The organism is Mycobacterium sp. MFM001, assembly GCF_003402475.1.
Taxonomy (GTDB): Bacteria; Actinomycetota; Actinomycetes; order Mycobacteriales; family Mycobacteriaceae; genus Mycobacterium.
Genome location: NZ_BFAB01000005.1, coordinates 82,520 through 95,070, shown reverse-complemented (window position 1 = coordinate 95,070; position 12,551 = coordinate 82,520). Strand labels below are relative to the sequence as shown.

The 12,551-nt window shown below is 67.5% G+C and carries 9 protein-coding genes and 1 tRNA gene; 5 read left to right on the top strand and 5 right to left on the bottom strand.

Annotated features, from left to right (window positions below; all coding sequences use genetic code 11):
• Positions 1–20: 20 nt before the first annotated feature.
• The 3 genes from MFM001_RS10350 to MFM001_RS10340 all read left to right on the top strand — a co-directional run bounded on the left by MFM001_RS10350 (position 21) and on the right by MFM001_RS10340 (position 4,661).
• The gene (locus MFM001_RS10350) at positions 21–3,005 is read left to right on the top strand and encodes a UPF0182 family protein (protein ID WP_116375189.1); all 2,985 of its coding nucleotides are present in this window, start codon (positions 21–23) and stop codon (positions 3,003–3,005) included.
• Between the two features lie 73 nt (positions 3,006–3,078).
• Positions 3,079–3,152 (top strand) — tRNA-Met (locus tag MFM001_RS10345).
• 72 nt (positions 3,153–3,224) lie between these two features.
• A complete protein-coding gene (locus MFM001_RS10340; RefSeq protein ID WP_116375188.1) occupies positions 3,225–4,661 on the top strand; it encodes an amidase in 1,437 nt (478 codons plus the stop codon).
• On the opposite strand, the gene MFM001_RS10335 is transcribed toward MFM001_RS10340, so the two are convergent.
• Both MFM001_RS10335 and MFM001_RS10330 read right to left on the bottom strand, forming a co-directional pair.
• A complete protein-coding gene (locus MFM001_RS10335; RefSeq protein ID WP_116375187.1) occupies positions 4,658–5,356 on the bottom strand; it encodes a cutinase family protein in 699 nt (232 codons plus the stop codon). The two genes, MFM001_RS10340 and MFM001_RS10335, sit on opposite strands and share 4 nt — an antisense overlap.
• A 35-nt stretch (positions 5,357–5,391) precedes the next feature.
• Positions 5,392–6,366 (bottom strand): NADPH:quinone oxidoreductase family protein, encoded by a 975-nt coding sequence (locus MFM001_RS10330; protein WP_116375186.1) that lies wholly within the window; start codon positions 6,364–6,366, stop codon positions 5,392–5,394.
• A 40-nt stretch (positions 6,367–6,406) separates the two neighbouring features.
• On the opposite strand from MFM001_RS10330, the gene MFM001_RS10325 reads away from it, so the two are divergent.
• Both MFM001_RS10325 and MFM001_RS10320 read left to right on the top strand, forming a co-directional pair.
• Complete coding sequence (locus MFM001_RS10325; protein ID WP_116375185.1) at positions 6,407–7,876, top strand: NAD(P)/FAD-dependent oxidoreductase; 1,470 nt, start codon at positions 6,407–6,409, stop codon at positions 7,874–7,876.
• An 84-nt stretch (positions 7,877–7,960) separates the two neighbouring features.
• Positions 7,961–8,917: an alpha/beta fold hydrolase gene (locus MFM001_RS10320; RefSeq protein WP_116375184.1), complete on the top strand. Its 957-nt coding sequence runs from the start codon at positions 7,961–7,963 to the stop codon at positions 8,915–8,917.
• Here the strand turns inward: MFM001_RS10320 and MFM001_RS10315 are convergent.
• The 3 genes from MFM001_RS10315 to MFM001_RS10305 form a co-directional block, all read right to left on the bottom strand.
• On the bottom strand, positions 8,885–10,243 hold the full coding sequence (locus MFM001_RS10315; protein ID WP_116375183.1) for a flavin monoamine oxidase family protein: 1,359 nt from the start codon (positions 10,241–10,243) through the stop codon (positions 8,885–8,887). The genes MFM001_RS10320 and MFM001_RS10315 overlap by 33 nt on opposite strands.
• Before the next feature lie 79 nt (positions 10,244–10,322).
• On the bottom strand, positions 10,323–11,438 hold the full coding sequence (locus MFM001_RS10310) for a hypothetical protein (protein WP_116375182.1): 1,116 nt from the start codon (positions 11,436–11,438) through the stop codon (positions 10,323–10,325).
• On the bottom strand, positions 11,438–12,541 hold the full coding sequence (locus MFM001_RS10305) for a phosphotransferase family protein (RefSeq protein WP_116375181.1): 1,104 nt from the start codon (positions 12,539–12,541) through the stop codon (positions 11,438–11,440). The genes MFM001_RS10310 and MFM001_RS10305 overlap by 1 nt, the downstream gene beginning before the upstream one ends.
• Positions 12,542–12,551 lie beyond the last annotated feature (10 nt).

Genomic DNA, 12,551 nt, shown 5'->3' with positions numbered 1-12,551 from the left:
ACGGCCAGGGAGCGTAAGTAGTGGGAATGCGGCCCACGGCGAGAATGCCGAAGCTTACTCGGCGCAGCCGGATTCTGATCGCGATCGCGCTGGTAGTGATCGTGCTGCTGCTGGTGGGTCCACGACTGATCGACGCCTACGTCGACTGGCTGTGGTTCGGCGAACTGGGTTATCGCTCGGTCTTCACCACCGTGCTGTTGACGCGCTTCGTGGTGTTCCTGGTGGTGGGGCTGCTGGTCGGCGGCATCGTGTTCGGCGGGCTGGCGCTGGCCTACCGGACCCGTCCGGTGTTCGTGCCCAGCAACGGCAACGACCCAGTGGCGCGGTATCGCACCGTGGTGCTCTCGCGGCTGCGGCTGATCGGGATCGGCGTGCCGGCGATGATCGGCCTGCTGGCCGGCATCATCGCGCAGACCTACTGGGTGCGCATCCAGCTGTTCCTGCACGGCGGCGTCTTCGGCATCAGGGATCCGCAATTCGGCAAGGATCTGGGCTTCTACGCGTTCGATCTGCCGTTCTACCGGCTGGTGGTCGGCTACTTGTTCGTGGCGCTGTTCTTGGCGTTCGTGGCAAACCTGGTGGCGCACTACATCTTCGGCGGCATCCGGTTATCCGGGCGTACCGGCGCGCTGAGCCGTTCGGCGCGAATCCAGTTGATCAGCCTGGTCGGCGCGCTGGTGCTGCTCAAGGCGGTCGCCTACTGGCTGGATCGCTACGAGCTGCTGTCGCACACCCGGGCCGGCAAGCCGTTCACCGGTGCCGGGTACACCGACATCAACGCCGTGCTGCCCGCCAAGCTGATCCTGCTGGCGATCGCGCTGATCTGCGCGGGCGCAGTGTTCTCCGCAATTGTGTTGCGGGACTTGAGGATTCCGGCAATCGGTTTGGTGCTGTTGCTGTTGTCGTCGCTGATCGTGGGTGCCGGCTGGCCGCTGATCGTCGAGCAGATCAGCGTCAAACCCAATGCGGCGCAAAAGGAAAGTGAATACATCAGCCGCAGCATCACCGCGACCCGGCAAGCATACGGGCTGACCGACGACGTGGTCAGCTACCGCAACTACAGCGGTGACGGGCGAGCGACCGCCGAGCAGGTTGCTTCCGACCGGGCCACCACGTCGAACATCCGACTGCTCGACCCGACGATCGTCAGCCCCGCGTTCACCCAGTTCCAGCAGGGCAAGAACTTCTACTTCTTCCCCGACCAGCTCTCCATCGACCGCTATCTGGACCGCGACGGCAACCTGCGCGACTACGTGGTCGCGGCCCGCGAACTCAACCCGGACCGGCTGATCGACAACCAGCGCGACTGGATCAACCGGCACACCGTCTACACCCACGGCAACGGATTCATCGCATCGCCGGCCAACACGGTGCGCGGAATTGCCAACGACCCCAACCAGAACGGCGGCTATCCGGAGTTTCTGGTCAACGTCGTCGGCGCCAACGGCGGTGTGGTGTCCGACGGTCCGGCGCGGCTGGATCAGCCGCGCGTCTATTTCGGGCCGGTGATCGCCAACACGCCGGCCGACTACGCGATCGTCGGCAAGAACGGCAACGACCGCGAATACGACTACGAGACCAACACCGAAACCAAGAACTACACCTACACCGGCAGCGGCGGAGTCCCGATCGGCAGCTGGGTGTCGCGCAGTGTGTTCGCCGCGAAGTTCGCCGAACGAAACTTCTTGTTCTCCAACGTGATCGGCTCCAACAGCAAGATCCTGTTCAACCGGGATCCGGCGCAGCGGGTGGAGGCGGTGGCGCCCTGGTTGACCACCGACAGCGCGGTGTACCCGGCGGTCGTCAACAAGCGGCTGGTGTGGATCATCGACGGCTACACCACGCTGGACAACTACCCGTACTCGGAGCTGACTTCGTTGTCGTCGGCCACCGCCGACTCCAACGAGGTGGCATTCAACCGGCTGGCGCCCGACAAGCAAGTGTCCTACATCCGCAACTCGGTGAAGGCCACCGTCGACGCCTACGACGGAACGGTCACGCTCTATGCGCAGGACGAGGCCGACCCGGTGCTCAAGGCGTGGATGAAAGTGTTCCCGGGCACGGTGAAGCCCAAGAGCGACATCACGCCCGAGCTAGCCGAGCATCTGCGCTATCCGGAGGACCTGTTCAAGGTACAGCGGATGCTGCTGGCCAAATACCACGTCAACGACCCTGTGACGTTCTTTTCCACGTCGGATTTCTGGGACGTGCCGCTGGACCCCAACCCGACCGCCAGCAGCTATCAGCCGCCGTACTACATCGTCGCGAAAAACCTTGCCAAGGGCGACAATTCGGCGTCGTATCAGCTGACCAGCGCGATGAACAGGTTCAAGCGCGACTATCTGGCCGCCTATATCAGCGCCAGCTCGGATCCCGCGACGTACGGCAAGATCACGGTGCTGACCATCCCCGGTCAGGTCAACGGGCCGAAACTGGCCAACAATGCGATCACCACCGACACCGCGGTGTCGCAGGACCTCGGTGTGATCGGCCGGGACAACCAGAACCGGATCCGGTGGGGCAATCTGCTGACGCTGCCGGTGGCGCAGGGCGGACTGCTCTACGTCGAACCCGTCTATGCCTCACCAGGTTCCAGCGATGCGGCGTCGTCATATCCGCGGCTGATCCGCGTCGCGATGATGTACAACGACAAGATCGGCTACGGTCCCACGGTCGGTGATGCGCTGACCGGACTGTTCGGGCCCGGCGCCGGTGCCACGGCGACCGAGATCGCGCCGACGGATGCCGGTGCGCCGGCCAGCCCGCCGGCGGGAACTCCGCCGCCGGCCGCCGATTCGGTGCCGGCGTCACCCGCGCCGCCGGCCGCGGCCGTTCCGCCGTCGCCGAACGGGGCGTTGTCGCCGGCCAAGGCCGCCGCGATGAAGGAGATCCAGGCGGCCATCGCCGCCGCGCGCGATGCCCAGAAGAAGGGCGACTTCGCCGCCTACGGCGCGGCGCTGCAGCGGGTCGACGACGCGATCACCAAGTTCAACAACGCCAAGTAAGCGCCCGCTCGCGGCGAGTCCTCTCGCGATTTGGTGGGCGCCGCCGGCGTTCGGTAACCTTGCATTTACCCGTCGCGGGGTGGAGCAGCTCGGTAGCTCGCTGGGCTCATAACCCAGAGGTCGCAGGTTCGAATCCTGTCCCCGCTACTAAATCGAAACGGCCGCCGGCATCAGCTGGCGGCCGTTTTCGCGCGCCCGGTCGTGGTACAACCGTGAGCCATGAGCAGTCTTGCCGACGAGACGCGGTGGATGGATGCGACAGACCAGGCAAACCTCGTCGCAACGGGCGACGTCACACCGAGCGAACTTCTCGAAGCCGCGATCGAACGCATCGAGCAGACCAACCCGAGGCTCAACGCCGTCGTCATCGAATGGTTCGACCACGCTCGCCAAGTGGCCGCCGATCCGAACCTGCCGAATGGCCCGTTTCGCGGCGTCCCGTTCCTGCTCAAGGACCTCTACACCAGTTTCGCCGGCCAAACGCTGTCCAACGGCAACGTGGCACTGAAGAACGCAGCCCTGATCGACACCACCGACACGACGCTGGTCGCCCGGTTCAAGGCGGCGGGGCTCGTCATCGCCGGGCGGACGAATACCCCGGAACTGGGCAGCCTGCCGACCACACAGCCGGTGGCCTGGGGACCGACCCGCAACCCCTGGGCGCCGGACCGGACCCCGGGCGGTTCCAGCGGCGGGGCGGCCGCCGCAGTCGCCGTCGGCATGGTCCCGTTCGCCAACGCCTCGGACGGCGGCGGGAGCATCCGCATCCCGGCGTCGTGCTGCGGAGTCGTCGGACTCAAGCCGAGCCAGGGACGCATCACCGTCGGCCCGGTGCGCGCCGAGGCGGGCCTCGGCGTCGAACTGTGCGTCAGCCGCACCGTACGCGACACCGCGGGGCTGCTGGAAGCGGTGCGCGGCCCCGGCGTCGGCGACACCGTGATCGCCCCGGCCCCCGAGCGGCCCTACACCGACGAGGTGGGTAAAGACCCCGGACGGCTGCGCATCGGGCTGCTCGACGTCCATCCGCGCGGCGACTTCCTGCACGACGACTGCGTCGCGGCGGTGCGCGCCGCGGCGTCGATGCTGGAGGGCCTCGGCCACATCATCGAGCCGGCCTGGCCAAAATGCCTCGCCGACACCACCTTGCCCGAGAAGTTCATGGCGCTGTGGGCGACGGGAATGGCGATGGCGGTACGCGGTTTCGGCGAAACACTCGGCCGCGAGATGACCAAAGACGACGTCGAGCCGGTGAACTGGGCGCTCGTCGAGCAGGCGCAGCGGCTGACCGCCGTCGACTACGCCGCGGCCCAAGGGGCGGGCTGGACATTCCGGCGGGCGCTGCAGCAGTGGTGGGCCGACGGCTGGGACCTGTTACTCACCCCGACAGTGGCCGAGCCGCCGCTCCCGCTGACCGAGTTCGAGAACGATCCGCAGCACCCCACCGCACCGATGCGCCGCGCCGGCCAGTTCGCTGCGTTCACGCCACCGTTCAACATGAGCGGGCAACCGGCGATCAGCCTGCCGCTGCACCGCAACGCAGAAGGCCTGCCCATCGGCGTCCAGCTGGCTGCCGCCTACGGCCGCGAGGACGTCCTGATTCGCGTTGCGTCCCAACTGGAATCGGCCCACCCCTGGGCGGCGCAGCACCCGGCCTAGAGGTGACCCACTGCGAAATCCGCTGCCTCGCCCGTCATCCCGTTCGTCAGGTACGCCGCGTGGGCGAAGCTGGGCGGCGCGCTGGGAGCGCCGTTGCAGATCGTGTCGTCCGGAGCGCACAGCTGAAGCGTCTTGGACGCATACAGCGGGCCGATTCTGATCGGCGGTGCGCCGTTCTCGGTCAGGAACTGATTCGACGGCGTGCCGAACAGCGTCACCGCGGCGACGTGGTTGGCCACCTCCGGCGGCATCGGCTGGGGGATGTAGGACACGTACTCGGAGGGCACTTCCTTCGGGATGGTGGCCGACGTGACGAAGCCCGCCAACGCCGCGCCCTGGGAGTATCCGCCGAGCACGATCCTGGTGTTCGGGCAGTTCGCCGCGGTGGACTCGATGTGGCTGCCCGCGTCCCGAATTCCGTCGACGAACGTCCTGGCGAAATCGATGCCGCCGCCGAAGTTGCTGCTGGCCTCGTAGTTGACCGGATACACGCTGACCGACCTGCCGCCGACCCGCGAGTTCAGAGCGTCGACAAACGACTGGCCGACCCCGCCGACACCGGGTGGCTCGGCGGTACCGCGGGCGAACACCACCTCGACGTCCGGGCACGGCTGGGCCGACGCGACCGGGACCGGCGCAACCAGAAGTGCGCCAATGGTCACCACACCAGCCACGAGCAATTTGATGACGTTCATCGCTACCTCACCGTCATCCCGACCCTCGCCTGAGTCTAAACCCGCATCCGCAGCACGACCTTGCCCTTGGCGGTGCGGTTTTCCAGCGCCGCGATCGCTTCGCCGGCCCGATCCAGTGGATACACCTCCGGCTGTGGCGGCGGCACGGCACCCGAGGCCAACAGCGGCTCGAGCTGCGACCATTGCCGCTCGAGCGAACCTGGATGCGACATCGCCCACGTCCCCCAGCCGACCCCGACCGCGTCAATGTTGTTGAGCAGCAACCGATTCAGCTTCACAGTCGGGATGTCGCCGCCGGTGAAGCCGATCACCAGCAGCCGGCCGCCCTGGGCCAGTGACCGCAGCGAGTCGGTGACACGATCCCCGCCGACCGGGTCGACGACGATGTCCACGCCGCGCCCGCCGGTCAGCTCGCGCACCGCGTCCTTGAACCCGTCGGCTGCCACCACATCGGTGGCGCCGGCCGCCCGGGCGATGTCGGCCTTCTCCGGCGTGCTGACCACCGCGATGGTGCGGGCCGCGCCCAGCGCGGGCGCGAGCCGCAGCGCCGACGTGCCGATGCCGCCGGCCGCGCCGTGCACCAGCACCGTCTCGCCGTCGCGCAGCCTGCCGCGTTCGGCCAGCGCGAAATGCACGGTCAGGTCGTTGAACAACAGGCCGGCACCGGCCTCGAGCGAGACGGTGTCGGGCAGCTTGAACACCTGCTCGGCCGGCAGGGCGATGACCTCGGCCATGCCGCCGGAGAGCATCGTCAGCGCCGCCACCCGGTCACCCGCGGCCACCGGCGCACCGGCGGGGGCGCTGCGCACCACGCCGGCGGCCTCGCCGCCCGGAATGAACGGCGGGTCGGGTTTGTGCTGGTAGAGGCCCCGGGTCAGCAGCGCGTCCGGGAACGCCACCCCGGCGGCATGAACGTCGACGACGACGGCGCCGTCACCACCGGGCTCGTCGAGCTCGACCACCTGCACCGCCTCCGGCCCGTCGAGCCGGGAAATTTGTACTGCGCGCATCGCCACCTCTTTCCGTCAAGACGAACCTAGTCTGGTAGCCATGGACGCGTTCTTTGACGTGGTGATCATCGGTGCCGGGATCTCGGGTATCGGCGCCGCCTACCGGATCCGGGAGCGCAACCCGGCGCTGCGCTTCGCGATCCTGGAACGACGGGAGCGTCTCGGCGGCACGTGGGACCTGTTCCGCTACCCGGGTGTGCGGTCGGACAGTGACATCTACACGCTGTGCTTCCCGTGGGAGCCGTGGACGCGGCCGGAGATGATTGTCGACGGCACGCACATCTGGCAGTACCTCGACGACACCGCGCGCAAACACCACATCGCCGAGCACATCCGGTTCAACACCTACGTCCGCTCGGCCGACTGGGATTCCGCCACCGACACGTGGACGATCCGCGCGGACCAGGACGGCGACGAGCAGACCTACCAGTGCCGGTTCGTGTTCTTCGGCACCGGCTACTACGACTACGACAACCCTTACCGGCCGGCCTTCCCTGGCATCGAGGACTTCACCGGCGAGGTGGTCCATCCCCAACACTGGCCTGAGACGCTCGACTGCACCGGCAAACGATGCGTGGTAATCGGAAGCGGCGCAACCGCAGTCAGCCTGATCCCGTCCCTGGCCGAAAAGGCGGCGCACGTGACGATGTTGCAGCGCACGCCGTCATACATGATCACCGCACCGAAGGTCGAGCCGACAGCAGTCCTCACCCGAAAAGTGTTGCCGCTCAAAGCTGCCCATTGGATCGTCCGCTGGCGCAACGCGCTTGTCGGTGTGCTGCTGTGGGAAGTGTCGCGCCGGGCGCCGGAGTACGTGAAGAGACTGTTGCGGCGCATCGCCGAACGCAATCTGCCGCAGGGCTTCGACATCGACACCCACTTCACCCCGCCCTACGACCCGTGGGATCAGCGGATGTGCTTCATCGTCGACGCCGACCTGTACAAGCTGATCAGCGACGGCAGCGTCGAAATCGTCACCGATCACATCGAGAACGTCGACGCCACCGGCATTGTCTGCAAGTCCAGGCGGCACCTCGACGCCGACGTCATCATCACCGCGACGGGCCTGCAATTGCAGGCGCTGGGCGGAATCACCGTCAGCCTCGACGGCGAAAAGATCAACCCGCACGACCGATTCGTCTACAAGCGCCACATGCTCGACGACGTCCCCAACATGGCGTGGTGTGTGGGCTACACGAACGCGTCGTGGACCCTGGGCGCCGACCTGACCGCCCAATCGGTCGCAAAGCTGTTGGAGCACATGAGGGTTCACGGCTACACGCACGCCTATCCGCACCTCGGCGACACTGATATGCCCGAGCAGCCGACGCTCAACCTGCAGGCCGGCTACGTGTTACGTGCACTGGATGTGCTGCCGAAGTCGGGAACCCGGCGCCCGTGGGTGGTCAGCCACCACTTCCTGCGCGACGTGATCGACCATCGGTTGCGGCCCATTGACGAGCAGATGGTGTTCGGTAGGGTGGACGCCGACCGTCGACAGACCGCCTAGACACCGGGTTTTGGTGTCCGGAAGCCGCCGCGCCACTCGGTAGACTGGGTGGTGCGGCGCTGGCTGCACGGGAGGGGAGCAGCGATGGGTTCTCGACAACCGCCCCGCCCTTCTGCGCGCATACCCGCCGAATTGCCGCCGAGCCGCGAGGTTTTGGTGCGCGCCCCCGACGGCACTCGCCTGCACACCGAGGTGTTCGGTCCCGAAGATGGCTACCCCATTGTACTTTCGCACGGCATCACCTGCGCCATCCGGGTATGGGCTTACCAGATCGCCGAATTGGCCGGCGACTACCGGGTGATCGCGTTCGACCATCGTGGCCACGGACGCAGCGGCATTCCGCCGCGCGGGAATTACGGTCTGCACCATCTGGCCTCCGACGTCGATGCGGTGCTCGAGGCCACCCTCGCGCCGGGCGAGCGTGCGCTGATCGCGGGACACTCGATGGGCGGCATCGCGATTGCCGCCTGGTCGGAGCGCTACCGCCATAAAGTGGCCCAGCGCGCCGACGCCGTCGCTCTGGTCAACACCACCACCGGTGACCTGCTGCGCGAGGTGCGGTTCCTGCCTGTGCCGGCGCCGTTCGCCGCGGTCCGGGTGCTGGGCGGGCGTGCACTGGTCAGCATCTTCGGTTCGTTCACGGTGCCGCCCGCGGTGCGGCGCGCCAGCCGCGAGATGGTTTCACTGCTGGCGGTCGGTGCCGATGCCGATCCCGAGGTCGGCGCACTGATCTACGAGCTGTTCGACACCACTTCGCCGGCGGTGCGCGGTGGTTGCGGCAAGGCGCTGGTCGACTCGCTGGGTTCGCGGCACATCAATCTGTCGGGTTTGACGGTCCCGACGCTCGTGATCGGCAGCGAACGCGACCGGCTCACGCCGCTGAGCCAGTCGCGCCGGATCGCCGCGGCCGCACCGAATCTCGTCGGGCTCGTCGTACTGCCCGGCGGCCACTGCGCAATGCTGGAACGCCCCGACGACGTCAACCGCGAGTTGCGGGCGCTTGCCGAACTAGTTTCGGGCGACCGACGGATCAGCTCGTAACCGCGCGGCGACCTCCGCAGCAGCCCGCTGCCCGGAGCGCACCGCGCCGTCCAGAAAGCCGGTCCACTCGTCGGCGGTTTCGGTGCCGGCCCAGTGGATCGGGCCCGCCGGACGGCGCAACCACGGCCCGTACCGCGTCCACGACCCCGGCGGTACCGCTGCGGTCGGGCCGCCGGGCGCGAATTGTTCTGCGCCCCAACGATGGTCGGTGTAGTCGAGCGGTTTGAGCGCCTCCTCGCCGAACAGCTTGGCGAAACAGCCCAGCGCGCTTTCTCGGCGCTGATCGGCGGGCAGCTGGTCGAAGCTGCGGGCGTCGACGAACCCCAGCAGAATGCCCGGCCCGTCCGGCTGCGGGCTGACGTCGAAGGTGATGAACACCGGGCCCTCGTCGGACAGCGCTTGGCCGGAGAACCCGTCAGCCCGCCAAAACGGCGTCGGGTAGGCCGCATACGCCTTGGAAAGCCGGCCCTGCGGCCAGGTTTTGGCGAGGTGGTGGTATTCGGCGGGCAGCGGGGGAGTGAACTCGATGTGCGCGCGGTGCTCGGGTGGAATCGCGACGATGGCGAATTTGGCGTCACTGCGGCCTTTTTCGCTGATAACGGTCACACCGCCGTCGTGGTCGATGCGGCGCACCGCGGCGTCCAGCACCACCCGGTCGCCGAGTTCGGCTGCCATAGCGTCGGCGATCTGCTGGGTGCCGGCGGCGAAACGGTCTTGCTGTGCACCGTTTTCCACGTCGAGGAGGCGGTCCAGGCCGCCCGCGGCGTGCACGTAGCGCGCGGCGTGCAGCATCGACACGTCGTCGGGCTCGCACCCCCAAGTCACTCGCGCCATGATGGCGAGCAGATCGCGTGCGGTGGCGCCGGTGTGCACCGAGCGCAGCCACTCGCCCAGCGACTGGCTGTCCAGCCGCTCGGCGCGACGCACGGTCCACGGCTCGGTCAGCGGGACCTGCCGGGCGATGCGTTCGAATTGCCAACGCACCCTTCCGATGTCGAGCAGGCCGCCCAGCGATAGCCGGGGGATGGTGCCTTGGTAAGGGCGGATCATGCCGCGCCACCGGATCAGGTTGGCGCCGTCGTGGTAGGTCGGGACGGTCTCGATGCCGAGCTCGGCCGCCAGCGCCAGTACTGCATCCTGCGTCGGGCCGACGAAGGTACCGCCCATGTCGACCGGGATGCCCGCGACATGGCCGGTGTGCGAACGCCCTCCCACCCGGTCGCGGCCCTCGAGCACCAGCACGTCGTGTCCGAGGCGCTTGAGCTCGCGGGCGGCGGTGAGCCCGGCAAACCCGGCCCCCACGATGACGACGTCGACGGACTCCATACCTCATCACTACCGTCGAATGTGGACTTATCGCACGGTTTTTCGCGAAAAACGTATATCAAGTCCACATTCGATGCTTTTAAGGCGCCACGGCCAGCCAGTCTTTGAAGCCGGACGGGTCGTGGCGGCCCAGCGCGCCGTGTTCGTAGAGCCCCCAGCCCTCGACCGGCTCCGAATCGCCGTCGCGGCACACAGCCCGGCCCACATGGTCGATCACCCCGAAGCCGGAGCGCGCGACGATCGCCGGGTCGGTCATGTCGTAGGTCAGCCGCTCGGTGAACTTTTCGCCCTTCCACATGCCGTGCAGCCAGTCCGAGTCGCCGCCGTAGCCGCCGCCGACATGGATGGGCACCGGCAGCTTGGACTCGACCTCGAAATGCACCGGTGTGCCGTCGGGGCGGCTGGCCTCGATGGTCGCCCCGGTCGGGATCCGGGTGCCGGAGCGGTAACGGGTGGTCACGCGCGGCCAGCCCAGCTGCTCGACGCGGCCGTCGCGCCAGATCCGGGTGCAGTCGTTGAGCGAGCGGAACCCGTCGGGTGCCTCCTGGATGATCATCACGACGGCGAAGTCGTCGAACGCCATCGGCACATACAGCCACCACATGCCCTCGAACGGCGGATCCGCCGGCCGGCCGGCCGGTTCCGGTTCGCCGATCGGCCGGATGCCCCAGGACCGGTCCCGGCTGCCGATCCAGGTGGCGGGGTCGACGGCGATCTCCTCGCCGTCCACCACGATCCGCCCGCTCCAGGTGCCCAGCTGGGCGAACCGCTGCGCGTCCAGCGTCACCCGGTTACCGGAGCGCATCAGATGCGGCTGCTCCTGCACGACGTCGAACAGCCCTTCCCAGGCCAAATCGACGGCGATGCCCTCAGTTTCCTCCAGGACCACGCGCAGCTTGCGCAGCGGCTCGCTGACCTCGACCCGGTAGCCGCCGACGTGCTGGTTGAGCCGGTCCTGGTCGATGGCGTCGGAGAGGTGCACCGCGGTCTGGGTATCGCCGCGGCGGATCAGCACGAACGCATCCTTGACCCCGAGGTTGGGGTAGTAGCCGATCCCGGTGATCAGGAAGATGTCGCCGGTGCGGTCGTGGGCGTTGAGGTACGAGCGGTCGTAGAAGTTGCGGTCCGACGACCCCGGCCACGCGATCGGCTGCGGAATCTGGTGAACCGGAAATTCGTCGAGCGGTCCGAGCATTACCCTTCTCCTATAAGTCTTTTCATCAATGCGGCGTGGTAGAACAGCGATTCGACGTCGTCGGGTCTTTCGACCTCGCCGAAATGCACCCGGCGGGCGCCGGTGCGCATGAACACGCACGCCCACATCACACCCGAGTACACGTAAAACCAGTGCAGGTCACCGACTTCCACTCCTGTGAGCCGCTGGTAGGTGGCGCGGACGTCGTCCTCACGCATCACATCCGGCAGCCCCGGTAACCCCGCCAGCCCGGCGAGTTCCTGGAAAACCATGTGCGCGAAGATCATCCACGCGACGTCCAGCTCACGCGGCGCTAGCGTCACCATCTCCCAGTCGAGTACTGCCACCGGCTTGAAGTCGCGGTAGAGCACGTTGCCCACCCGCGCGTCGCCCCAGCACAGGACCGGCTCGCTCTCCTCGCGAGGCCAATGGGCTTCCAGCCAGTCGAAGGTGCGTTCCAGCAGCGGCGAGCGGCCGATGTCGGGCACCGCGAAGTCGTACCAGGACCGCACCCAGTCGAAATGCCGGCGCAGTGCGGTGCCGTCGCCTTCGGACAAGAACCCAAAAGTCTTCTCCGGGTTGGGAATCGAATGCAGCTGGGCCAGCACCTCGACGGTCGCGTCCTGCAGTTCGCGCTGCCGCTCGGCGGGCGCATCGGCAAACCAGTTGCCGCCGAACGTGTATGGCATCACGTCGGGGGGCACCACGCCGTCGACGTAATCCATCAGGAAGAACGGCTTGCCGAGCACGTCGCCGGTGGTCTCGATCCAGCGCACCCGCGGGACGGGCACATCGGTGAGTTCGCCGACCAGTCGCATCACTTCGAATTGATGGTCGAGGCGGTACGACGGGAACACCGGCACGTCCTCGGCGGTCGGCGCCACTCGCGCGACCCAGCGCTGTTCTTGGTCTTCCCAGCGGCCGGTCAGGATGATGGTCTCCGACGACATGCCGGTGGCGTCGACGCCGCTTTCGACGGTGACCTGCGGGGTCGCGGGTAGCACGGTGGCGAGCCACTGCGCCATCACCGCCGGCACTGTGCTGACGTCGCGGCTGGACCGCTGGAGTCTGCCGACGTCTTCGACTGCTGGTTGGTTGGCCACGAGCGCCTCC